A 24,129-nucleotide genomic window follows, 5' to 3' on the forward strand; every position below is an offset into this window, starting at 1 on the left:
CACGAAATCATTCCGTTACTAGTGCAGGTCTGCATGCGCAGCGGAGCAGTAAACATCCGCCCCCCGATGTACCGCTTCCGAGGCTGGAAGATAAATATGGCAATGCGCACAGCTAACCATATTTTCAGCAACAGATTCTTGTTGACCAGTACGCACTTCATCTGGAGTGGAAGCGGTCAAAGGCTTTGCTTTTTTTCTGATCGCTAAAACCACTAAAACAATAAAAATTAACCATACAAATAATTTCACGCGAGCCCCCTGTGTAACAAGACTTCTAGCACAAAGCGGCTACCAACATACGCCAACATTAAGGTCAAAAAGCCAGATAAAGTAAAACTAAGCACAGTCTTGCCGCGCCAGCCGCGCCAGTGACGCCCAGCTAACAACACTGCAAATAACATCCAGGATAGTAAAGAAAGAATGGTTTTGTGATCCCACTTGAACGCCACTCCTAACACTTGCTCTGAAAAAACGACCCCCGACAACACCGTCATCGTCAATAAAACGAAGCCCAATGAAATTAAACGGAACAAAATCTTTTCCATCTTCATCAACGGCGGCAGATTATCGATCATCTGGTTGAGGCGCGGACTCAACGGCTTCGAGCGAAGTTTGTGCAGGTGCTTATCCTGCAGCGTCATAATCATCGCGTGAAAGGCGGCAATTGTCAGGGTGCCATAAGCAAGCAGAGCAACCGCTACATGCCACGGAAACATCACTGTCTTTCCAGCAAGAAAAATCAAAGTGCCCGGAAAAATAGCCGGCAATACAGTCACCAGAGCGACCGGAGGCAACAATAATAATTTTAAGCCTTCCAGTGAAAAATTACGGTTTTCCAGCAAATATACAGAAACCGTCACCCATAGAGCCGACGACAGCATGACGGCAAAACCAACCCGTAAAGCGTCACTCGAAAAAATACTGCCCCATAATGTCGCGCCATGCACCAGCCACGCGAGCACACTAAGGCTCACAGCCAAGGTGCGCTGACCGGATGGAACAAAGAGTACGGCAAGATAAAGTGCCGCAGCTAAAAATGGTAAATAGATTTGCATCATTGAAGTTTACACCATGTAGATATTTTTTTTGAACTTGGATTGAACTCTTGACATTCATCAAAGATAAAACGAGCGCATTGATCACTAATCACCCTCATAGCAGCTCAAAACGGGCTCTCAATCTGGTTTAAGATGTAGAAAGTAAGCTAAGTATTGAATTTAAGGTTTTTTTTGAACTTTTTAAACTATTTGCTCACTAAATACTGCGGTTATAAGAAGTACGGAAAATGAATCGAACCAGCGTAGTTATCGATCTTTGTATGATGCTACGAGAGCAACACAGCATAACGGTTGCGGTTTTAAATTTCTCCGTCCCTTCCCTTATCTAATCAAATTAACTCATAAAATAACGATGAAAAAGACACTCATAACGCTAGCAGTCTTCAGTATTTACAATGTTGCCTATGCCGATGAAGGTATGTGGATGCCACAACAATTGCCACAAGTCGCCAAACAATTAAAAGCGGATGGTCTCAAACTTGACCCTGCAAATCTGACCAAATTGACTGAATTTCCTATGGGGGCAATCGTCAGCCTCGGTGGTTGTTCCGCATCATTTGTATCGCCACAAGGCCTGGTTATCACCAACCATCACTGTGTATATGGCAGCGTTGCGTACAACTCAAAACCAGAAAATAATCTATTAGCTAACGGATTTTTTGCAAAAAGTCTGGATGAAGAGTTGCCAGCTTCACCTGGGTCCAGAGTTTTCGTGACTAAGGAAGTAACGAATGTCAGCAGCAAAATCATCGATAAAGACGTAGCTAAACTGACTGGTAAAAAACGGGTCGATGCTATCGAGAAAAATTCCAAAGCTATCGTTGCCGAATGCGAGAAAGATGCCGGACATCGCTGTAACGTCTATCCGTACTACGGCGGCCTGGAATTTTACTTAATTAAACAAATGGAAATTCGTGACGTGCGTTTGGTTCATGCACCTCCGGAAGGTGTTGGCAAATTTGGCGGTGACACAGACAACTGGATGTGGCCACGACACACTGGTGACTACGGTTTCTATCGCGCTTACGTCAGCAAAGACGGCAAAGCAGCTGACTACAGCAAAGACAACGTCCCTTACGTTCCTAAATTTTATCTGAAGCTGGCAAAAGAAGGCGTCAAAGAAGGCGATTTCGTCATGGCTCTCGGCTACCCGGGCCGCACCAATCGTCATCGACTGCCATCCGAAGTCGCTTACACCTTCGATTGGAATTACCCAGCGTTTGTGAAGTCCTCAGGCGAATCGCTGGCAATCATTGCCAAAGAAACCGCCAATGATCCAGATGCGAAGCTGAAGTACGCAAGCCAGGTTGCAGGTATCAATAATTACTACAAAAACCGTCAGGGCATGCTTGATAGCTATGCCAAGAGCGATTTCCTGACCCGCAAAACCAAGGAGCATGAAGAGCTCAAAGCATGGGTCAATAGCAACCCTGCTCGTGTCAAAGAATATGCACAGGATATTGCACAGGTTGAACAATTAATTGCCAAACGTGATGCAGAAGAGAAAAGTGATTTCTATCTGGATCGCTCTTTCCCACGTCTGCTCAATTCTGCTCGCGTAATGTATCGCCTTGCTAATGAAAGCGCTAAGCCAGACGCTGAACGCAAGGCTGGCTACCAGACCCGTGATCTGCCACGCATCAAAGCAGGTGTTGAATCTGTCGAACGCAGCTATGCTGAAAACGTCGACAAAGCATTGGTGCTGAACAACCTGAAGCAATACGCAGCACAAGCAAAGAACGAGCGCAATGCTGACTTTGATGCGGTGATGGGAATCAAAGATGGAATGTCTGAAGCTGATTTGAAAGCATTACTGGATCAAATGTATGCCGGTAGTAAATTAAGTGATAAAGCAACCCGGACTGCATGGTTAAGCAGTAAGCCGGCTGATTTTAAGACCAGTGACGATAGCTTTATCAAAGCTGCAGTAGCAATGTACGAAGGCAATTTGAAACGCGAAGCCCAGGAAGAAGAACTGACTGGCAATATTCAGCAAGCGTATGCAAATTACATGAAAGCCAAAATCGCGTTCATGCAAAGCAAAGGCCGCGCTGTCTATCCAGATGCCAACAGCACTTTGCGTGTGACGTTTGGCAATGTCGCAGGGCGTGATCACGGTACCGCTGATGGGCTCGCATGGTCTGCCTTTACGACCGTCGATGGCATTCCACCAAAAGCTACTGGTAGCGGTGAATTTAATGCACCAGCCGCGGAGTTAGCAGCAATTAAAGCACGCGACTTTGGCCAATATGCAGATCCAAAACTGAAAACGGTGCCTGTTGCATACTTGGCGACATTAGATATCACTGGCGGCAATTCAGGTTCAGCAGCGTTGAATTCCAAGGCGGAACTCATCGGTCTGGCATTTGATGGCACACTCGATTCCATTATCTCTGACTGGGATTTCAACAAAGCAAACACACGTTCTATTCAAGTTGATATACGCTACATCTTATGGAATATGAAGCATGTAGAAAAATATGATCGTTTGATCAAAGAGATGAACGCAGAGTAAGCAACATCGATTCTCATCTCAATTTTGAAGTAAAAAAACGCCGGAAATAAAAATCCGGCGCTTTTTTTTATAAGAATAATCATTTTGTAGATACCGTTATCCAATGCGAACTTGACTCAGGCACAAAGCCAACGCCGTCCGCCCTGTTCCTACGAATTTACTGTTGCGAAAATACCCGAAACCATACTACTAACATCAATACCGCACAGACGACCCAGACCATAACCGCAGAAAACAAAGTCATGCTCAATGAAGTACGCGTACTTAAAAAATAAACAGTACTAAGATAAGCAGCATAAGGAATTAAAGACCACAAACCAAATAAAGCCGTGGTTTGCAAAGCAGCCACAGAACGACTGCTTCCTATCACGACGTGAGCAATCAATGCGAATGTCGGAAATAAAGGAACCAGACCCGCCAACACAAAGTAACGGGATTGGGAGGCCAGAGCAATTAGCAAAACAGCAAAAGCACCGGTCAGACACTTCAGAAGCAAAGAAATCATTTTTCTACGTCGGCAATTCAGATTAAATCGCAGTCTAGCAGAGCAACGAACATGCTTCCCTCTGATTTTTTTGTTTAAACAATTCTTAGACTTGTCATCGGAAGCCACATTTTTTGATGAAAAAATGGAAAGTTTGCGCAAATTCTTTCGCAAATGAGATAATCGGGCATTGTTTTTTTCAAGACAAATTGATGGATAAGTTGCCTAAAGATCCTATTGCGGATCACCCCCAAGACGCACACCAGAGTCTGGACCCGGAAGACTGGAGTGCATTTCGCCAGCAGAGTCATCGTATGCTCGACGATATGCTGGATTTTGTAGAACATTTACGTGAACGCCCCGTCTGGCAACCCATTCCACAAACATCCCGCGCTAAATTTCAGGTGACACTGCCACAGCAAGGTCAAAGCCTCGAAAGTGCGCATGAGACTTTCATGCAGGATATTTTGCCCTATGGGCCTGGAAATAGTCATCCCGGCTTCATGGGCTGGGTACAGGGCGGTGGCACGCCTGTCGGGATGTTGGCTGACATGTTAGCAGCTGGTTTAAATGCCAATGTTGGTGGTCGAGATCAAATGCCAGTGGAAGTCGAACGACAAATTGTACGTTGGATGCGTGAATTGTTTGTCTTTCCTGAAACTGCCAGTGGCGTCTTTGTGACTGGTACCTCAATGGCAAATCTGATGGCTGTGTTAGTCGCCAGAACCGTGGCTCTCGGCAAATCGGTACGTCAACAAGGTCTGAGAGAATTTGCGATGCAACTGACCGCTTACACCTCGGTGGAAGCACATGGTTGCGTAGCGCAAGCAATGGATCTGGCCGGTTTTGGTACCGCCGCATTGCGTCGAATTCCGAGCAATGATTTATTCGAGATGGATACACAAGCACTAGAGGCGGCTATCGAAGCTGATCGCGCTGCTGGATTTCAGCCCTTCTTCATTGCCGGAACGGCAGGAAGCGTCGATGTAGGTGCAGTTGATCCGCTCAATAAGATTGCCGATATTGCGGCTCGCCAGAATTGCTGGTTCCATGTCGATGGCGCTTTCGGTGCGCTCGGCATGATGTCCCCAAAAGTCGCGCCGCTATTGCAAGGGATTCAGCGTGCAGATTCGATTGCATTTGATTTTCATAAATGGGGACAAGTGCAATACGATGCTGGATTTTTATTAGTACGCGATGCGGCCCAGCATATGGATGCTTTTGCTGCACCTGTCGCCTACCTTCGCCGCGAGAGCCGTGGCCTCGCAGGCGGATCCCCTTGGCCATGCGATTTCGGCCCAGATTTATCGCGCGGTTTCCGTGCGTTAAAGACCTGGTTTACTTTACAGGTTTATGGCACGGAAAAATTAGGCAACATCATTTCCCAAACCTGTGATCTGGCGCAATATCTGGTGCAGCAAATCAGCCAACATTCATCGCTGGAGTTAGTCGCACCAGTTGCGCTCAATGTGGTGTGCTTCCGTTATTTGGGTGAAACCAAATACAATTCAAGTCAACGCAATCTTGATGACTTGAATCGTGACATCGTGGCAGATTTACATGAATCCGGCATCGCTGTTCCCTCCACTACGACAGTCAGAGGGCAGCTCGCGATTCGTGTGGCGATTGTGAATCACCGCACACATCGTGGCGATCTTGATGCGATGCTTAATGCAGTCATTGCTGTGGGTAAAACTCGCACTGATCAAGCGACTGAGTAAAAGAAAAATTGAAAGAAAAAATACCCCAATAAGCGACAAATCAATTACCGCAAAGGAAGTGTATGTCCGATCGCCTTGAGTTTGCCTCGCAAGCATTTGCCCCCTTCATTGGTGTTGCACCTTTGATGCGCCTCGCTTTCGCCAATGAAGATATAAAGCCTATCGGTGAAGCCTTGCTCAAACGGGCAGAGGAAAATATCACGGATGCCAATGCATTAATGGATTGCTCGGTGTATTTACAAATCATCGGACACCACGATTTAGCCTTAGCAATGCAAGCTCAGGCAATCAAGACGCAGGCCTTATATTCGATTCCGGCAAAAAAATCAGCGCCAGGTATCAAACTATTGGTGATCATGGGGCCAGGCGATTTGATGTCCAATACACCGATAGAATTTTTAATAGAGGACTCGGACGTTGCCCTCGATATTTTATACCTATCACTTGATGCCGATTGGCCAGAGATCGTTCCTGAACATGATGTCATGTTAGTCGGCATTGCTGAATCGGAAGCCAATCAGGCGTTGTTGAAAAAAGTGGGTTTATTTATTGCAAACTGGCCACGTCCCGTCATCAACTTGCCGGAATATATTGCACAAACATCACGCGATGGTGTGTGTGCTGCCTTGAGCAATTCCACGGGCATTGAGATGCCAGTTACGGTGCGCACTAACAGAACCACTTTAGGACAGTTAAGTGCAGGAATAATCGACGTTAATACCTTACTTTCTGGTGATCATTTTCCACTGATCATACGACCATTAGGCTCGCATGCAGGCAAAGATCTGGAAAAAATTGAAGATGCAGATAGCCTGCAAGTCTATCTGGAGCGCATTCCTTCTGAGTACTTTTATCTTTCACGTTTTGTCGACTATCGCAGTGCCGATGGTTTATTTCGCAAATACCGGATTGCACTGATCGAAGGCAGACCCTATGTCTGCCATTTCGCGATTTCATCGCATTGGATGATTCACTACCTGAATGCAGGGATGGGAGAAAGCGCCGAAAAACGCGCTGAAGAAGCTGAATGCATGGCACACTTCGATGAAGAGTTCGCAAAGCGCCATGCTACTGCTTTAAAAACGATCTACCAACGTATGGGTATGCAATATCTGGGCATCGATTGTGCGGAGACCCAGGATGGAAATTTACTGATTTTTGAGATCGACAATGCAATGGTAGTACATGCAATGGACCCGGCTGATATGTATCCATACAAAAAGCCAGCGATGCAAAAAGTTTTCAATGCCTTCAGACAAATGCTGGAAAATACCCGCCACAAATCAACTGCGAACGTAGAAAATCCATGAATGAATTTCCGGCAACGATTGATTTACTTGTCTCTGGTGGCGACTCCAGAATTACACCAAATCCACAAACCGGGTTAAATAAATACGGTTGTAGCACCTTGCCAGATAATGAGCTGACCGCCTTAGGTTCTTCCACCGCGTCGGTCATTTCATTGCGTGGAATGACCGCGGCGCAAGCCTTACGCAATCGATGCGCTCAACTGGTTCTACAAGATACGCAGCAACATGTTTACGACCAGCAAATGCGGGCCTTGCGATCTGAATTCTTATCGCTGTGTGGACTCAGCGAAGAGGATAAAGTTGACGCTTTATTTGCCGCCTCTGGAACCGACATTCACCTATTACTAGCGCAGTGGTTGCAGCCTGATCTGACGGTCATGATAGATCCTGCTGAAACTGGCAGTGGCCTTGCAGCAGCCTTACAAGGCAAACATTTTAGTAACGATTCAACCTGCGCCGGCGGCACTCCGGAAGGTGCCGCCGTCAGCGACTGGCGCGGTGAACTGCTTACACTGGCCGCCCGCTCGCAGGATGGTAAGCCACGCGATATCGCCAGTGTTGATGCCGAATTGCTCAAAATTGTAGAGCAAGCTGTTAAAACAAACAAACGACTACTTTTAATACTGACTGACGTGTGCAAAACAGGTTTGATTTTCCCTGGCATTGCGAGCATCAAGAAATTGCAACAACGTTGGCCCGATCAAATCCAGGTAGTGGTTGATGCATGTCAATTTCGCTTATCAAAACAAAGCCTGCGTGCCTACCTGGTACACAATTTTTGTGTTGCCCTGACAGGGTCAAAGTTTTTAGGGGGACCTACTTTTTCTGGTGCCTTACTCATTCCCCATTTGGTCGCGAATATCTGTCAAGAACAGATTTTGCACGAAGGCGCTCGCGCTTACTCTCACTCCGCAGACTGGCCAAGTGGCTATAAGGCGTCTTTGAATTTGCATCCCGGCACTAACTTTGGATTGCTACTGCGCTGGGAAGCGGCCATGGCGGAACTGCGTGAATTTACACAATTGAACGAGCAACAAATTCGTCCATTTTTACAAGCATTCCGTAAAGCAGTCAGCGATCGAATACAACACGATCCTCACTTTGAAGCCGTTAGCAATCCTGCGCTTGATCGCAGCGAGATCGGTAGTGCAGGAAACTGGGATGAAGAACAAACCATTTTCCCATTCGTCATTTATCGTATTCTGAGTAATGGAGAAAAGCGTCCCTTAACCAGGAGTGAATCGGCAAAGGTTTATCAAGAATTACAACAACCTGCTGATGCACAACAACATCGTCGCTTTCAACTTGGGCAACCAGTTTTATGCGGCGAAAGAATGGGCACCCCAGTCAGCGCATTGCGAATTTGTATCAGTGCACCGATGCTCGTCTCAGCCCAAGAAAAACTGTCTGCCGAAAAAATCATTACTGAAGCGCTGCTAGCGTTTGAGCGTATTGTGGAGATTATTGATACGCTGTGAGTTGCGGCGCGTATTGTTGAAGAAAAGTTAGAAAGAAAACAAACGAAGCAATCACAAAGACGCCAGGTACAACTTTTATGATCAATGTGATCACTTATGCCGATTCGTGAATCAGATTACCTGCACCACCACTACCTATCGTTTCCGACAGGATTAAGGCTACCTTGGAAGGAATTTGCAATAAAACTTGTTTAGTTTCCTGGTCAATAACTCTCAGCACCATTTTATCGGACTGCTGGTCAACCGTGTATTCGATACTACCAAAATGCGGCTGGGAATTCTGATTCAAAGCCGCTGCGGACTTTCGGAGGGAATCAGTTTCATTCACCTGTGAAGAAGGGCTACCTGCATTAACATTGGCCGGAGCGACAGGATTGGATGTTTGATCGTTAACTAAGGGCGAAGAACTGGAACTGACTGATGCGCTGGCAGCAGACGTTAATCCCGCACCGTATTGAACGGGCGGGGACGATATAGCCACATTTGCTTGCCCGGAAAGAGCAATTGCGCCAAGGTCCATCACAAACTCCTCAACCTCTTTTACATAATCATATTAGACACTAACTCAGCAATATGCGAGTTTTATTGGTATCGGTGATTCAATCTGAAACACATTCGATAAAAGTTTCTTTCCTCCCCCCCCTCAGTAAATCGTCAATCAGCTTCTTGATTTTTCGTCGACGATAAAACTAATTAAGGTAATTTTTCCATTGTCGGTGTTTTTTGTGTCAACACTACAGATAACTTGTAACATAATATATCAACACCAATATAGCCAATATACTCCCCCGATATTTGTAGAAAATATATGATAAATCCCTTATATGATAAGGAACATTTTAAATACTGAGGGGAAGTATTTAACGTTTAAAAAAATGTAATGACGGCGTTTCAATATAAACGACACGCTTTCTTTAGCCAAAATCCCAAGTTACGTATGCTAGGAGATTTTAGCAACTACAGGTCGATCACATAGGTATGCCCTTTCATCCCAATCAATCTACAATCGCCTGTTTCAATTCATCATTGTGGTGTCGTTGTTGCTCTTCCATTACTAATTGTCCCAACTCACGCTTCAATTCATTAAATTGAACCGAAGACGGGTCTCGCAAACGCGGTAAATCCAATAAAATATCCTTCTTCACAGTGCCAGGACGATAAGTCATCACGATGATCCTATCGGCGAGATAGATTGCCTCTTCGATGCCATGGGTCACAAAGATAATGGTCTTTTTCAACTCAGACCAGATACGTAACAGCTCATCTTGCAAGTTACGACGGGTCAAGGCATCCAGTGCACCAAAAGGTTCATCCATCAACATAATCGGTGAATCCAGCGCCAGCACACGCGCAATCGCAACGCGTTGCCGCATCCCACCCGATAAGTCTTTAGGGTAACGCTGCCGGAATTCATACAGACCCAACATCTGCAATAAGTTGCTGACACGTTGCTCGATATCGACGTTTTTCATTCCCTTGATTTCAAGGCCAAAAGCAATGTTTTTTTCCACCGTCATCCACGGAAATAAAGCATATTCCTGGAATACCATACCGCGATCAGGACCTGGTTCTCTGACCTCCTTACCGTTAGCAATGATGCTACCACCGGATGGTAAAGCAAAGCCCGCGATCGCATTAAGCAAAGTTGATTTGCCGCAACCGGATGGCCCTAGCAGACAAACAAACTGTCCTTCGGGTATCTCCAAATTAATATCATGCAGAGCAACCACTTCTTTATCAGCAGTCTTAAATATTTTGTTTACTGCATTGATCTCAATGTGCGCAGACATCGTCATTTTAATTCTCCAATCCACGGTGCCAACGCAGTAAATGCTTATTCAACTTATTCATCGCCAGGTCAATTGCCAAGCCCAACAGACCAATACTAACCATACCGGCGATAATTTTGTCAGACCAAAAGTATTCGCGTGCCTCCAGAATACGGAAACCCAGACCATTATTGACGGCAATCATTTCTGACACAATCACGACAATGAAAGCGGTGCCGATACCAATTCGCACACCCGACAAGATATAGGGCACGGCGGCCGGCAACATGACTCTTAAAAACATGGTCGACTGACTTGCACCTAAATTTCGCGCTGCACGGATATAAATGTTATCGACATGATGAACACCCGCAATGGTGTTCATCAGTACGGGAAAAAAAGCGCCAATAGAGATCAAAAAAATGGCCGGAGGATTACCCAATCCAAACCACAAAATCGACAAAGGAATATACGCGATTGGCGGAATAGGACGCAACACCTGCAACAAAGGATTGAACCATGCGTAGACGCGAGCACTCGATCCCATCAGTAACCCCAAAGGTAAAGCCAAGCCTGCGCCAACCACAAAACCAACGATTACACGGTACATGGTCCCCATAGTATCGCGCAACAATTCACCCGAGAGTAACCACGCCCACCAACTACCACTTGTCGAATCGTAAGGTGTCATTGGCGATGCATATTCCAACCATTTTTTGAGCACCGCCCATGGCGACGGCAAGACTTGCGGATTCACCCACTCCAGACTACAGGCAGCTTGCCATATCGCGATCAGCACAACGGGGACAACGAGTCCAGCGCCAATTTCACGCCACTTCAATTTCATATCAATTTCCTGTCATGATTAAAAAAGCTGAAAAGCATGCAGTTGCCGTCAGCTTTTTCAACATCGTCTGTATTACTGAATATTCAGAGTTTTCTTCGCTTGTTCTAATAGATCGGTTTTTACCCAATCTTTAGCGATAGGCGGCTTCGCCATTTTTCCAACACCATATTTTTGCATCAGATCCGTGGTGATCTGGATATGTTCCGGCGTGATGTCATAGCTATAGGGAGAATTTTCTATTGCATTAATAAAATCTTCATGATTGACCTGACCTTTGAACATGTTTTCACGCACATATTTTTCTGCCAGTGCTTTATTGTCGATAAAGGTTTTAGTTGACTCAACAAAGCAGCGCATAAATTTTTCAGCGGTTGGGCGATGTTCTTTATAAAATTTTTCAGTCATCACCATCGTCCGCACCGGTTCTCCGATTGCGGTGTCATACGGTTTGATAATTTCTTTACCAAATCCTTTGCTCAGAGCTTGCGACGAATATGGCTCAGATTGCATCATGGCATCGATATTTTTCCCCATCAGTGCCTGATTCAAATCCGGAAAGCCAAGGTAAATAATTTGTACATCTTTTCCTGGTTGATCTGAATATGTCAGACCGTTTTGTGATAATTCGGCGGCCAGCAAAATATCCTGGATACCACCACGTGTGACGCCGACTTTTTTACCTTTCAAATCTTTCACGGTTTTCAAAGGCAAATCGCTACGTCCAACCAGACGCACACCACCTTTTGCAAATCCTGCAACCAAATAAATCGGCGTTCCACTGGCGCGTGCAGAAATAACGGCTTCCGAAGACACGGCTGCAACATCGAGTTCACCAGCAATTACCGCCTGCATGGCATCCAATCCTTTCGGAAACACGCGCTCGTCGACTTTAATGCCGCATTTCGGTGCAATTTCTTTGATGTACGACACGGCACCGTAATGGGCAAATTTAAGATTTCCTAAGCGCACAGATTCTTGTGCTTGCGCCTGCAATGCGACACTAGTAATCCCAGCCAATATCAATGCGCTGACCAATATTTTTCTAAACATGTCTATCTCCTGACTCAATTATTCGTACACATGCATTTCTGCAGACTTATTTTGCTGTCTTAGTATGATAGCTGAACTCCATTCAAAGTTGATACTTCTACAAAAAGCCCGTCTATCAAAGCGAATTGCGACGGCAAATCACGCTGATCAGGTAAAATGCCAGATTAATTTGCATAAGCAGATGACGATAGACTGGTATTTCATTCGATTCACTATCGAATAAGACGCTGATGACATCGCTTTACATCGTCTTCGCTTGGCAATCATTGCAATTTTTCAAAGAAAATCTATTCTTCGCTATGCTTGATAATCTTACCCAACGCCTCGCCAAAGTCGTCAAGACCATGCGCGGCGAAGCCCGCCTGACTGAATCCAATACCGCTGACATGCTGCGCGAAGTGCGCATGGCCTTGCTGGAAGCCGACGTTGCCTTACCTGCCGTCCGTGAACTGATCGCCCGTGTGAAAGAAAAAGCCATGGGCGAAGAGGTTATTTCCTCTTTAACACCAGGACAAGCGCTGGTAGGCGTCGTACAAAAGGAATTGGCAGCCTTAATGGGTGCCGATCTGGGTGAAGAAGCATCGCAACTCAGTTTTGCATGCCAGCCACCGGCCATCATTCTGATGGCTGGTTTGCAAGGTGCGGGTAAAACCACGACCGTTGGTAAATTAGCTAAATATTTACGCGAACAGAAAAAGAAAAAGGTTCTTACCGTTTCAGCCGACGTCTATCGCCCCGCTGCGATCGCGCAGTTGCAGACCGTGACAGAGCAAGTTGGTGCCGACTTTTTCCCTTCAACACCAGATCAAAAGCCTGTCGATATCGCTCTGGCGGCTTTAGATTTCGCTAAAAAGCATTATCACGATGTCTTGATTATCGATACTGCTGGTCGTCTTGGTATTGATGAAGCAATGATGCAAGAGATAGCAGCTGTTCATGCGGCGGTTAAACCGATTGAAACCTTGTTCGTCGTCGATGCCATGTTGGGTCAGGATGCCGTTAACACTGCCAAAGCCTTTAACGATGCGCTGCCATTGACTGGTGTGGTACTGACCAAGCTCGATGGTGATTCGCGCGGTGGTGCGGCGCTATCCGTGCGCCACGTTACTGGCAAACCAATCAAATTTGTCGGCGTTGCTGAAAAACTCGATGGTCTCGAGTCCTTCGATGCGACCCGCATGGCAAATCGCGTCCTGGGTATGGGCGACATTCTGGCCTTGGTCGAATCGGCGCAAAAAGGCATGGACGTTGCCGCAGCGCAGAATTTAGCGCATAAGCTCAAAGACGGCGGCAAGTTCGACCTCAATGATTTCAAAATGCAAATGTCGCAAATGAAAAACATGGGTGGCTTGTCCGGCTTGATGGATAAGTTACCGGCACAAATGCAACAGGCAGCGGCTGGCGCCAATATGGATCAGGCCGAAAAACAAGTCCGTCGCATGGAAGGCATGATCAATTCCATGACCCCTTTGGAACGTGCCAAGCCTGAATTAATCAAAGCTTCGCGCAAGCGCCGTATCGCAGCCGGTGCGGGCGTACAGATTCAGGAAGTCAACCGCATGCTGGCGCAATTTGAACAAATGCAGAGCATGATGAAAAAGTTACGCGGTGGCGGCATGATGAAAATGTTGCGCAGCATGAAGGGTATGATGCCTGGAAAACGCTGATTTTTCAGCGACAAAATAGATCACGAAAATTTGCCGTTTCAGAGGGGAAAACGCTCTGAAACGGCTTTTTTTCGTACTTAAATCCAACGAAGCCCGATTTCCTGCATATTTTCGTCGAAAAGCTGCAAAAAACACTTGCATCAGTGTAAAAAGCGCACCACTATTAGCAGTGCGTAAAGTGACGCAATGCAGGAGCTTTTCAACTATGATCAAAGCTCCGTCCACGAAATTTGTGAAGGAGGCTATTTATGGCAACAGCACCAAAAAAACCAGCAGCAAAAGCAGCCGCTAAACCAGCAGCTAAGCCAGCAGCAAAACCTGCCGCAGCGGCCAAAAAGCCAGTAGCAGCAAAAGCAGCAGCGCCTAAAAAAGCAGCAGCTAAACCAGCAGCAGAGCGCAAGCCAAACGCAGCGTTCATGAAACCAATGACTATCTCCCCAACTTTGGCGGCAGTGATCGGTGCAGCACCAATTCCACGTACTGAAGTCACTAAAAAAGTATGGGAATACATCAAGAAGCACAATCTGCAAGATGCAGAAAACAAACGCAACATCAACGCGGATGACAAACTGAAAGCTGTTTTCGACGGCAAAAAGCAAGTTTCCATGTTCGAAATGACTAAACTCATTTCTGGTCACCTGTCCTGATTCTTAGTTCCGGTTACTAAAGTTGCTTTGGGAGACTTAAAGGGAAGTAGTTAGTGTCCCATCCCAAACAAAAATGCCCGCATCGCGCGGGCATTTTTGTTTGGTGAAGCAGCATCTTTACAATCGTTTAAAAGCTCATCTGACCCGGGCATGTCATTACACGCATTCCCTGCCTCTCACGCTGGATGATGGTTGCTCCCCCTGCGGAATTTGGGGCTGACACACAGTAAGAACCTAAGCCGGAGGTCACTTTGGTGATTAATGTCCCATCAGCAGTCGTATAGGTTTGATAGATCAATTCCTGATTTTTAGCGGCGGCAGCGATATTTTTTTTAAAAGCTTCAAACGAACCTTTGGCGGCGATAAGCTCTTGTGGAATCCGGTTTGGAAAGTCTTTTCTGAGATCTTTATCCAAGTCTTTGGCGAGTTGCGTGACATCGCGGTTAATCATCCGTGGAGCAGGTTCGGCAACAGACTCGACAGTGATCGCTTCTGATGGTGCGACGATATTGGCAGCAGACTCGACAGTGCGATTAGTGGGCACGTTTCTCTGCGCCTCCGTGTGAGCTGAGCGCGCTTTGGCGGGAAGGGGCTTATCTGCTGCTGGTGTTGTTGTCGGCTTGGTTGGTGATAACAACCAGATCAACCTGGTTGAGCGTGACGATTTTTGGCTCTGATAAGTATTAAACTTGGGAATCAAACTGATGATCGCCATATGCGCGGCGACTAGCAGGATAATAATCAGTGAATGCAATAATTTTTTTTCGGTGTTCAATGAAAATGGACTTATTGCATTCGCTGTTGTCATTTTTTGTATTCCCAGTTCTTCCAGTTAGCCAGCACTGCATTTGGGTATTCGGGTTTGCCACGACTGCCGTTATAGCGACCAAGAGCCAGGTACAAATCACCTTTTTCCATGTCGATATACATACGTAGAATCGAGCAACCGTAACGCAAATTGGTTTGCATTTTAAATAGCATCTTGGCGTTACCGTCGCCGATCACGCGCGACCAGAATGGCATAACCTGCATATAACCACGTGCTCCGACAACGGAAGTTGCGTATTTGCGGAATCCAGATTCCACTTGCATCAATCCCAGTACCATCGCCGGATCAAGACCAGCACGTTTTGATTCGTACCAGACCGTTTCCAGAAATTCTATACGGGTTTGATAATCGGGGATGCGACGTTTTAAACGTACCGACATTTCACCCAACCAGTTCAGGTATTTAATACGTTCATCAATATTGGTGAAGCTGGGTTTGGGTGGACTGGTATCAGAAACAGCTTTGGACAGCGCGAGACGCACCGAGTCAGCCATCGCTTCTTCTAGTTGGTTACCAGCCAGGGCCTGAGGCGAAAGCCCCAAACCAAGTAGCGCGGCACTTATACTTATGAGGAGGGCAAAAAAACGGGTGGAGATCAACTTCACTTTTGATTATTTCCCAAACGAAGGGAGGAGTATTTTGCAATCATCTGAATTTAACTTTAGCCTGAAACAGCAGGAGATCCAGCCTGCGCTTGAATGATAATCTCGGAAGGGTGAAACCCGCGCCGCCCGTTAAACTCGGTCGATGAAAAATCCCCTTGCTGCTCATCATATTTTTATCAGCAACAAAATTATCAGCAGCAAAAGGGATTTTTAAATACTCCAACCCTGAATTAAAGCAGTGGTTAACTTATCGCCAAAAAAACAGGTTCAAGTTGCCAGTTTCGCTTTAACAAATACCAGCATCTCTTCGACAGGAACAATCGTTGCCTCGGCATCTCGGCGGCCAACGTATTCCAGCTTGCCGTCTTTGAGACCACGGTCACCGATAACGATGCGATGTGGTACACCGATCAACTCCCAATCAGCAAACATCGCACCAGGACGCTCACCACGGTCATCCAAAATTACGTCAACGCCTGCGGCCAGCAAAGCTTGATAAAGCTTCTCTGTCTCAGCTTTAACGGCTTCGCTTCGATCCATTCCCATCGGGCAGATCACCACTTCGAACGGCGCAATCGACGTTGGCCAGATGATGCCTTTATCGTCGAAATTCTGTTCGATAGCAGCACCCAGAATACGGGTTACGCCGATACCATAGCAGCCCATTTGCAATAATTGTGGTTTGCCGTTTTCATCCAGGAAGGTGGCCTTCATGTCTTGTGAATAGCGGGTACCTAACTGGAACACGTGACCAACTTCGATACCGCGTTGAATCGCTAATACGCCTTTCCCATCTGGTGAAGGATCGCCATCAACGACATTACGCAGATCAGCAACAAGCCCTTCGGGAATATCACGCCCCCAGTTTGCACCGGTGAAATGGAAATCAGCTTCATTTGCACCGACGACAAAGTCAGCCATATTCGCTACGGTACGATCAGCAACGATGTGGACTGCTTTCTTAGTGTTGATAGGACCCAGATAGCCTGGTTTGGTGCCAAACCATTCAACGATCTCTGCTTCGGTCGCCATGCGGTGATTCGCCAGCCCCGGAACCTTTGCAGTCTTCACTTCATTCAATTCATGGTCGCCGCGCAACAACAACAGCCAGACTTGTTTACCAGCTTCGCCTTTTTCTTCGTCTTCTACCGTCAAAACGATAGATTTCACGGTGTTTTGCAGAGGAATGCTCAACAATTCAGCCACATCTTCGCACTTGGCTTTGCCTGGGGTTGCTGTTTTGGTCAAGGCTGCACTTGCTGCTGGGCGAGCTGCATTCAGCGCTAACGCTTCTGCTGCCTCCATATTGGCCGCGTAGTCGGAAGTCGGGCAATACACTAAAGCATCTTCGCCAGTCTCAGCAATGACGTGAAATTCATGCGACCCGGAGCCACCGATTGCACCGTTATCCGCAGCTACAGCACGGAATTGCAAGCCAAAGCGCTGGAAAATGCGGGTGTAAGCATCAAACATAATTTGATACGATTGTTTCAAGCCTTCAACGTTACGATCGAAGGAATACGCATCTTTCATGGTGAATTCGCGACCACGCATCAATCCAAAGCGCGGACGGCGTTCATCACGGAATTTGGTCTGAATGTGGTAAAAGTTCACTGGCAACTGGCGATACGAACGAATATCGGAACGTACAACATCCGTAATCGCTTCTTCAGAAGTCGGTTGAATAATGAAATCGCGGCCATGGCGATCTTTCACGCGCATCAATTCCGGGCCCATTTTGTCCCAGCGACCGGTTTCTTGCCATAATTCGGCAGGCTGTACGACAGGCATCAGCATTTCAATTGCTCCAGCACGATTCATTTCTTCGCGGATAATATTTTCCACTTTACGAATCACGCGCAAGCCCATCGGCATGTAGTTATAGATGCCAGAACCAAGACGTTTAATCATGCCGGCGCGCATCATCAGTTTGTGGCTGACGACTTCGGCATCGGCAGGGGCTTCTTTAAGTGTGGAAATAAAAAATCGAGTAGCTCGCATGACAGTGATTCTTTTTAAATGGAAGGTTATAATCAACTCAATTTTAAAGGATTAGCTGGCTAATGCGCCCACTCTTTGCACATTTGATGAAGGAAACCGCGATTTGTTCGCCAAACTGGCTGCCGCCCGCGGAAAATTGGGCTCACTTTTTGACGTAACGACGCTTTTTAGCACGTCCAATTGCAGAGATAAGCCATTTAGCCACAGAAAGTTTTGAGGTTAGATATGCTAGATCGTGAAGGCTTTCGCCCTAACGTTGGCATAATTTTGCTTAACGCCAACAATCAGGTCTGGTGGGGAAAGCGTGTGCGCGAGCACTCGTGGCAATTTCCACAAGGCGGGATTAAGTATGGCGAGTCTCCTGAGCAGGCGATGTTTCGTGAATTAGAAGAAGAAACAGGCTTGCTGCCGGAGCATGTCAAAATTATCGGCCGCACCCGTGACTGGCTCCGTTATGAGGTTCCAGATCATTTTATCAAACGTGAAATTCGTGGGCATTATCGCGGGCAAAAACAAATTTGGTTTTTGTTACGTATGATAGGTCGCGATTGCGACGTGAATTTACGTGCCAGTAATCACCCTGAATTTGACGCTTGGCGATGGCACGAGTATTGGGTGCCGTTAGATGTGGTGATTGAATTTAAGCGAGGCGTGTATCAACTTGCCTTGCAAGAATTATCCCGTTACATCAACCGGAATGACAATTCTGGTGGAAATCGCCACCGCCACACACGTCCTCCTGCAAAGCTAGAAAATAAAGCTGGGGAGCCACAAAAAACTGAACAGGAAGAACATAAATAATTTATGCCCAATTCCACATCACCTAGTTCTACAAAGCAATTGATGGGCCGCGCGGTATTGGTCAGCTTGAGTTTATTGGCATTTTCATCCCTGAGCTTTGCCGGGCAAGCAACGCAAACCACGCCACCGGATGATGAGCCAGAAAAAGCCTGGGCGGAAGTAGATCTGCAATTACCCGCCGCTCCCAAACCAGAAAATCTGGTGAATTTTTATAAGAGCGATAGTCAATCATTTGCCATTGACAAACTATCACTCAGTGTGGCGGGTGATGGGACGATACGTTACACACTGGTCGCAACAAGTAACGCGGGCGCCAAAAATATTAGCTACGAAGCAATACGTTGTGAAACCTATGAGCATAAACTATTTGCTTTCGGTCGTAGTGATGGTTCATGGTCGCGCTCCCGACGTAATCAGTGGGACAAAATCTTCAATACTGGTGCAAATAAACAACACCATATTTTATTTACCGAATATTTTTGTGAAGGCACCACGGTTGCTGGAAAAGCGCCGTTTTTATTGAGCCGCCTGCAGGGAAAAGGCTCGCCTTTTATCGGTAAATAAAAAGTTTAATACTTCGGCAATTTGAATAAAGAAAAAGAGGGATGCGCATCAAAGCATCCCTCTTTTTCTTAGGGGCAGAATTTTACCCAAAGTTTAGCGTCATTGAATCCTAATTAAACAATGACCATGTTATCTCTATGAATCAATTCTTGCTCTTCTACAAATCCTAGTATCGATTCGATTTCAGAGGATGGCTTACGCTTAATTTTGCGTGCGTCAGCGCTGCTATAGTTGGATAGCCCACGGGCAATAGCGAGTCCAGCTTCATCGACGCACGTAATTAACTCGCCACGGCCGAACTCTCCCAACACGTCCAGCACACCAATCGGTAAAAGCGACTTGCCTTCCATGATCAGTTTTTGTACCGCGCCAGCATCGAGTTTCACTTGTCCGGCCGTTTGCAAGTGATCGGCCATCCATTGTTTGCGGGCAGCAAGTGGTGCCATCTCAGAAATCAACTGAGTACCAATTGCCTCACCACGCGCAAGACGCAGCAAAACATCCTCTTCACGCCCCCACGCTATCACTGTATGTGCGCCGGATTTTGCACCACGCTTAGCTGCCAGAATTTTTGTCAGCATCCCGCCACTGCCTAGGCTAGAACCAGCACCACCCGCCATCGCCTCTAGCGCAATATCTCCCGCTTTCGCCTCTTGCACAAATTGTGCATCGGGATTTTTACGTGGATCAGCGGTGTATAAGCCGCGCTGGTCAGTCAAAATAATCAAAGCATCAGCTTCAATCAAATTAGCGACCAATGCTCCGAGAGTGTCGTTATCACCAAACTTAATTTCATCTGTAACAACAGTATCGTTCTCATTGATAATCGGTACGATGCCAAAACGCAAAAGGGTAAATAAAGTCGAACGTGCGTTCAGATAGCGTTCCCGATCTGCCAGATCAGCATGCGTGAGTAAAATTTGCGCAGTGCCAATGTCGTGCGCCCTGAAGCTAGTCTCATATATCTGCGCCAATCCCATCTGGCCGACTGCAGCACATGCCTGCAACTCGTGAATGCCCGTCGGACGCTTATCAAAACCAAGCCGCTGGCGCCCTTCAGCGATCGCACCGGAACTAACTAATACAACTTCTTTGCCCATCGCACGCAAAGCGGCGATTTGCGCAGCCCATTTTTGTATGGCGTGACTATCTAAGCCTTTGCCATCATTAGTGACTAAAGAGGAACCTACTTTAACAATCAGCCGTTTGGCTTGTTGGATGACAGAATGCATAGTAAAGATACGGCCTTGTAAGAACAAGAAAGCTTAAAATTATACTTTATGTTGATAGATGATGAATATTCTAAATTTAATTTAGACATATTAAATTTTTATTCACTAAAATATCGATTTATTATTAAAATTAACACTTTTAACTATTCCGTAAAATCAGACGAAAAAAAACCTGATAGCATTGCCATCAGGTTTTTCTTTGAATTAAGTAAAACTTTATTCTTCCCACACTTTAAAACGCGGATCATCTGGATCAATCGACAAGATTCCCTGAGCTTCTTCTTTCATCTGGGTTTCTTGTGAACGTTGTTCTTGCGTGCGCTTTTCTTCGATATCTTTATAGATTGCCATCACCAAGTCTTCGCAACCTTCGCGATTCAGTGCAGAAATCTCAAATACCGGACCTTTCCAGCCGAAGCGTTTGACGAAGTCTTTGACCTTCTTCTTGCGTTCATCTTCGCTCAATACGTCCAGCTTGTTCAACACCAACCAGCGTGGCTTGTCGTACAAGCTTTCATCGTATTTGCGCAATTCTTTGATGAGTGCTTTCGCATCCTTGACTGGATCAACATTGTCATCAAACGGTGCCAGATCAACGATGTGCAATAACAAGCCAGTACGTTGCAAATGCTTCAAGAACTGTACGCCGAGACCAACACCATCTGCAGCACCTTCGATCAGACCAGGAATATCAGCAATCACAAAGCTTTTTTCGTGACTGACACGAACCATACCCAGATTCGGATGCAAGGTAGTAAATGGATAATCGGCAATTTTTGGGCGTGCATTCGATACAGCTGTGATGAATGTGGATTTACCTGCATTTGGTAAACCTAACAAGCCGACGTCAGCCAATACCTTCAATTCCAGACGCAATTCACGGCGTTCGCCTTCTTTGCCCTCAGTACGTTGGCGCGGCGCACGGTTAGTGGAGGTTTTAAAGTGGATATTACCCCAGCCGCCTTCACCACCTTTAACCAGCTCAACCTGTTGACCATGCTCGGTCAAGTCAGCGATCACTTCGTCGGTGTTGCGGTCAGCAATTAAAGTTCCTACAGGCATGCGCAGGAAGATATCGTCCGCACCTTTGCCGTAGCAGTCAGCGCCACGGCCATTTTCGCCGTCTTTCGCTTTGTGCAGTTTGGAATAGCGATAATCAACCAGTGTGTTGATATTACGATCAGCAACGGCCCAGATACTACCGCCACGACCACCATCACCACCGTCCGGGCCGCCAAATGGGCGGAATTTTTCTCGGCAGAAAGAGGCAACACCATTACCACCGTCGCCGGCGATGACTTCAATTCTGGCTTCGTCAATAAATTTCATTTTTAAGCACCTAAAAAAGCTTGTATAAATCCTTGCTACCCAGATGGGATTCCATTTTAGAATTAAAACAGCAAATGCAAACAGAACCTGAATACCCTATTTTAGTAAGGCAACAGCAAATGCAAAGTTTAATTATGTACGCGTCTGCATACAGAAATGGGAGAACAACCGATTTATACAGGATCTCTCGAAACTAAAAAGGCTCTACCAATGGCAGAGCCTTTTTGTCGTATTGGCTTGCGCCTTGCTTTGAATTACATCAAAACTTAAGCTGCAACAACAATCGCGTATTGATGCTTGTTAGCACCTTTAATTGCGAATTGTACTTTACCGTCGATCAGAGCGAATAAAGTGTGGTCTTTGCCCATACCAACATTTTCACCAGCGTGTACACGTGTACCGCGTTGACGAATGATGATACCGCCAGCATTGATTGCCTGGCCGCCGTAAACTTTAACGCCTAAGCGTTTTGACTCTGAGTCACGGCCGTTGCGCGTGGTGCCGCCGCCTTTTTTGTGTGCCATTTAATAGCTCCTTGGATACTGGTAATTAACAGATAATCAGACGATTAACCGTTGATAGATACGATTTGCAGTTCAGTAAAGTTTTGGCGGTGGCCTTGACGCTTCTGGTAATGCTTACGACGACGCATTTTGAAAATGCGCACTTTGTCGTGACGACCGTGATCTATTACCTTAACCAGCACCGTAGCACCTGCAACCAACGGAGTACCAAATTTAATGGTTTCTCCAGCACCCATAGCGAGTACTTGATCAATGGTGAATTCGGAGCCAATGTCTGCAGGTATCTGTTCTACTTTAAGTTTTTCACCAGCGACAACTTTATATTGTTTGCCGCCGGTTTTTATGACCGCGTACATGTGAAACCTCATCGAATAAATAAAAGGATTTTCTCCCCCACCCAACAAATTTAAACCTTATTGCTTAGGAATTCGGGAAAACCCCAAATTATACATAGACTTATCTGCAGCGTCAAAAACAATTTGCATATTTTTTCAGCACCCATGATAGGTTGAAAGGAAGATATTCATTAAATATTAATTTAAAGCATCAAAAGTCATGCTTTTCTGCCTTCTTAGACAGAGCAATTTTGATCACAACATCGTATAATCGCGGGGTCTTGGATTAAATAGCAGGATTACCCCTTGTCTGCCACCGTACAACAGAACCCTATTACCGATGTCATTGCCCATGATATGTCGGCGGTTAATCAAGTTATTCGCCAACAACTTCACTCGGACGTCGCGTTAGTCAATCAGATCGCTGAATATATTATTAGCGCCGGCGGTAAGCGCATTCGCCCAGTATTAGTATTGTTGGTGGCCAATGCACATGGTTATGCTGGAAAGCACCATCACGAGCTGGCTGCTATTGTTGAATTTATACATACGGCAACGCTGCTGCATGATGATGTCGTTGATGAGTCGTCTTTGCGCCGTGGTCGCGAGACAGCCAATGCTTTATTCGGCAATGCAGCCTCCGTATTGGTCGGTGACTTTCTGTATTCACGCGCATTCCAGATGATGGTGTCGATTAACAGCATGCGCGTTATGCGGATACTGGCCGATGCGACGAACGTCATCGCAGAAGGCGAAGTGCTGCAGTTGCTGAATATGCATGATCCGGACGTCACTGAAGATCGTTATTTACAAGTTATTCGTTCAAAAACAGCAAAGTTATTTGAGGCAGCCGCTGAAATCGGCGCCTTGATTGCGGGTGCCAGCGATGAACATATTAATGCGGCCGCAGAATATGGACGCTGCTTAGGAACCGCGTTCCAACTGATTGATGATGTCCTCGATTACTCCGGAAATGCTGAAGATATAGGTAAAAATGTCGGCGATGATCTGCGCGAAGGCAAACCAACACTACCGCTGATTTATCTCATGAAACAAGGCACTGATACCGAGAAAGAATTGGTTCGTCTGTGTATTGAACACGGTGATGAATCTCAATTCGATGCTATTTTGGCCGCTATCACTCAATCTGGGGCATTAGATTACACAACAAAACAAGCAGTAATCGCCTCTGAACGGGCTGCCGCTGCGATACGTTCACTACCAGACTCACGATATAAAGAAGCACTACTGGCGCTCAGCCACTTTGCTGTCTACCGGAATCATTGATTTTCTGGAAATGATGTATTGCAATAAGCTGCAATAAGCTTGCTCTTTGTCGTACATCATTAATGCAGCAATCCCG

The 24,129-nt window shown here is 46.2% G+C and carries 23 protein-coding genes; 9 read left to right on the forward strand and 14 right to left on the reverse strand.

Translation table 11 applies throughout. The annotated features are described in order from the left end of the window. Nucleotides 1-18: 18 nt before the first annotated feature. Nucleotides 19-249: a PP0621 family protein gene (locus ACO0KY_RS04375; RefSeq protein WP_423044584.1), complete on the reverse strand. Its 231-nt coding sequence runs from the start codon at nucleotides 247-249 to the stop codon at nucleotides 19-21. Beyond that, nucleotides 246-1,055: a cytochrome C assembly family protein gene (locus ACO0KY_RS04380; protein WP_186911335.1), complete on the reverse strand. Its 810-nt coding sequence runs from the start codon at nucleotides 1,053-1,055 to the stop codon at nucleotides 246-248. Before ACO0KY_RS04380 ends, ACO0KY_RS04375 begins: the two co-directional genes overlap by 4 nt. Nucleotides 1,056-1,410: 355 nt before the next feature. Here ACO0KY_RS04380 and ACO0KY_RS04385 point away from each other — a divergent pair, with 355 nt between their 5' ends. Next, entirely contained in the window at nucleotides 1,411-3,573 is a 2,163-nt protein-coding gene (locus ACO0KY_RS04385; RefSeq protein WP_423044586.1) for a S46 family peptidase, read from the forward strand. A 157-nt stretch (nucleotides 3,574-3,730) separates the two neighbouring features. On the opposite strand, the gene ACO0KY_RS04390 is transcribed toward ACO0KY_RS04385, so the two are convergent. Continuing rightward, the gene (locus tag ACO0KY_RS04390) at nucleotides 3,731-4,078 is read right to left on the reverse strand and encodes a GlpM family protein (protein WP_423044588.1); all 348 of its coding nucleotides are present in this window, start codon (nucleotides 4,076-4,078) and stop codon (nucleotides 3,731-3,733) included. Nucleotides 4,079-4,269: 191 nt separating this feature from the next. Here ACO0KY_RS04390 and ACO0KY_RS04395 point away from each other — a divergent pair, with 191 nt between their 5' ends. The 3 genes from ACO0KY_RS04395 to ACO0KY_RS04405 all read left to right on the forward strand — a co-directional run bounded on the left by ACO0KY_RS04395 (nucleotide 4,270) and on the right by ACO0KY_RS04405 (nucleotide 8,566). Next, nucleotides 4,270-5,778, forward strand: a complete 1,509-nt coding sequence (locus ACO0KY_RS04395) for a pyridoxal phosphate-dependent decarboxylase family protein (RefSeq protein WP_423044590.1) — start codon at nucleotides 4,270-4,272, stop codon at nucleotides 5,776-5,778. Nucleotides 5,779-5,840: 62 nt separating this feature from the next. Continuing rightward, nucleotides 5,841-7,088 (forward strand): ATP-grasp domain-containing protein, encoded by a 1,248-nt coding sequence (locus tag ACO0KY_RS04400; RefSeq protein ID WP_423044592.1) that lies wholly within the window; start codon nucleotides 5,841-5,843, stop codon nucleotides 7,086-7,088. Beyond that, nucleotides 7,085-8,566 (forward strand): hypothetical protein, encoded by a 1,482-nt coding sequence (locus tag ACO0KY_RS04405; protein WP_423044594.1) that lies wholly within the window; start codon nucleotides 7,085-7,087, stop codon nucleotides 8,564-8,566. The genes ACO0KY_RS04400 and ACO0KY_RS04405 overlap by 4 nt, the downstream gene beginning before the upstream one ends. A gap of 94 nt (nucleotides 8,567-8,660) precedes the next feature. Here the strand turns inward: ACO0KY_RS04405 and ACO0KY_RS04410 are convergent, their stop codons facing one another. From ACO0KY_RS04410 to ACO0KY_RS04425, 4 genes are all read right to left on the reverse strand, one after another. Then, a complete protein-coding gene (locus tag ACO0KY_RS04410; protein WP_423044596.1) occupies nucleotides 8,661-9,086 on the reverse strand; it encodes a flagellar protein FlaG in 426 nt (141 codons plus the stop codon). A 475-nt stretch (nucleotides 9,087-9,561) separates the two neighbouring features. Further along, nucleotides 9,562-10,356: an ABC transporter ATP-binding protein gene (locus ACO0KY_RS04415; protein ID WP_423044674.1), complete on the reverse strand. Its 795-nt coding sequence runs from the start codon at nucleotides 10,354-10,356 to the stop codon at nucleotides 9,562-9,564. Between the two features lie 7 nt (nucleotides 10,357-10,363). Beyond that, nucleotides 10,364-11,182, reverse strand: a complete 819-nt coding sequence (locus tag ACO0KY_RS04420) for an ABC transporter permease (RefSeq protein WP_423044598.1) — start codon at nucleotides 11,180-11,182, stop codon at nucleotides 10,364-10,366. A 72-nt stretch (nucleotides 11,183-11,254) separates the two neighbouring features. Then, nucleotides 11,255-12,232 (reverse strand): ABC transporter substrate-binding protein, encoded by a 978-nt coding sequence (locus ACO0KY_RS04425; RefSeq protein ID WP_423044600.1) that lies wholly within the window; start codon nucleotides 12,230-12,232, stop codon nucleotides 11,255-11,257. Between the two features lie 299 nt (nucleotides 12,233-12,531). On the opposite strand from ACO0KY_RS04425, the gene ffh reads away from it, so the two are divergent. Further along, entirely contained in the window at nucleotides 12,532-13,899 is a 1,368-nt protein-coding gene (gene ffh, locus ACO0KY_RS04430) for a signal recognition particle protein (protein WP_422991104.1), read from the forward strand. 248 nt (nucleotides 13,900-14,147) lie between these two features. Further along, a complete protein-coding gene (locus ACO0KY_RS04435; protein ID WP_186911326.1) occupies nucleotides 14,148-14,546 on the forward strand; it encodes an SWIB/MDM2 domain-containing protein in 399 nt (132 codons plus the stop codon). 127 nt (nucleotides 14,547-14,673) lie between these two features. Here ACO0KY_RS04435 and ACO0KY_RS04440 read toward each other — a convergent pair whose 3' ends face one another. The 3 genes from ACO0KY_RS04440 to ACO0KY_RS04450 form a co-directional block, all read right to left on the reverse strand. Further along, the gene (locus tag ACO0KY_RS04440) at nucleotides 14,674-15,354 is read right to left on the reverse strand and encodes a hypothetical protein (protein ID WP_423044603.1); all 681 of its coding nucleotides are present in this window, start codon (nucleotides 15,352-15,354) and stop codon (nucleotides 14,674-14,676) included. After that, nucleotides 15,351-15,869 carry a lytic transglycosylase domain-containing protein gene (locus tag ACO0KY_RS04445; protein WP_422999472.1) on the reverse strand — a complete coding sequence of 173 codons (519 nt, stop codon included), beginning with the start codon at nucleotides 15,867-15,869 and terminating at the stop codon, nucleotides 15,351-15,353. The genes ACO0KY_RS04440 and ACO0KY_RS04445 overlap by 4 nt, the downstream gene beginning before the upstream one ends. A 378-nt stretch (nucleotides 15,870-16,247) precedes the next feature. Continuing rightward, nucleotides 16,248-17,981 carry a proline--tRNA ligase gene (locus ACO0KY_RS04450; protein WP_423044605.1) on the reverse strand — a complete coding sequence of 578 codons (1,734 nt, stop codon included), beginning with the start codon at nucleotides 17,979-17,981 and terminating at the stop codon, nucleotides 16,248-16,250. Nucleotides 17,982-18,206: 225 nt separating this feature from the next. Here ACO0KY_RS04450 and ACO0KY_RS04455 point away from each other — a divergent pair, with 225 nt between their 5' ends. Both ACO0KY_RS04455 and ACO0KY_RS04460 read left to right on the forward strand, forming a co-directional pair. Next, nucleotides 18,207-18,782 carry an RNA pyrophosphohydrolase gene (locus ACO0KY_RS04455; protein ID WP_186911323.1) on the forward strand — a complete coding sequence of 192 codons (576 nt, stop codon included), beginning with the start codon at nucleotides 18,207-18,209 and terminating at the stop codon, nucleotides 18,780-18,782. A gap of 3 nt (nucleotides 18,783-18,785) precedes the next feature. Then, complete coding sequence (locus ACO0KY_RS04460) at nucleotides 18,786-19,346, forward strand: CNP1-like family protein (protein WP_423044607.1); 561 nt, start codon at nucleotides 18,786-18,788, stop codon at nucleotides 19,344-19,346. A gap of 113 nt (nucleotides 19,347-19,459) precedes the next feature. On the opposite strand, the gene proB is transcribed toward ACO0KY_RS04460, so the two are convergent. From proB to rplU, 4 genes are all read right to left on the reverse strand, one after another. Next, a complete protein-coding gene (gene proB / locus ACO0KY_RS04465) occupies nucleotides 19,460-20,578 on the reverse strand; it encodes a glutamate 5-kinase (RefSeq protein WP_423044609.1) in 1,119 nt (372 codons plus the stop codon). Between the two features lie 216 nt (nucleotides 20,579-20,794). Further along, nucleotides 20,795-21,907: a GTPase ObgE gene (gene obgE / locus ACO0KY_RS04470; RefSeq protein ID WP_186911320.1), complete on the reverse strand. Its 1,113-nt coding sequence runs from the start codon at nucleotides 21,905-21,907 to the stop codon at nucleotides 20,795-20,797. 266 nt (nucleotides 21,908-22,173) lie between these two features. Next, on the reverse strand, nucleotides 22,174-22,431 hold the full coding sequence (gene rpmA, locus ACO0KY_RS04475) for a 50S ribosomal protein L27 (RefSeq protein WP_186911319.1): 258 nt from the start codon (nucleotides 22,429-22,431) through the stop codon (nucleotides 22,174-22,176). Nucleotides 22,432-22,475: 44 nt separating this feature from the next. Further along, a complete protein-coding gene (rplU, locus tag ACO0KY_RS04480) occupies nucleotides 22,476-22,787 on the reverse strand; it encodes a 50S ribosomal protein L21 (RefSeq protein ID WP_186911318.1) in 312 nt (103 codons plus the stop codon). A 285-nt stretch (nucleotides 22,788-23,072) separates the two neighbouring features. On the opposite strand from rplU, the gene ispB reads away from it, so the two are divergent. Further along, nucleotides 23,073-24,053 (forward strand): octaprenyl diphosphate synthase, encoded by a 981-nt coding sequence (gene ispB, locus ACO0KY_RS04485; protein ID WP_423044612.1) that lies wholly within the window; start codon nucleotides 23,073-23,075, stop codon nucleotides 24,051-24,053. Nucleotides 24,054-24,129: the final 76 nt, after the last annotated feature.

The organism is Undibacterium sp. Dicai25W, from assembly GCF_049340505.1.
Classification (GTDB): Bacteria; Pseudomonadota; Gammaproteobacteria; order Burkholderiales; family Burkholderiaceae_D; genus Undibacterium; species Undibacterium jejuense.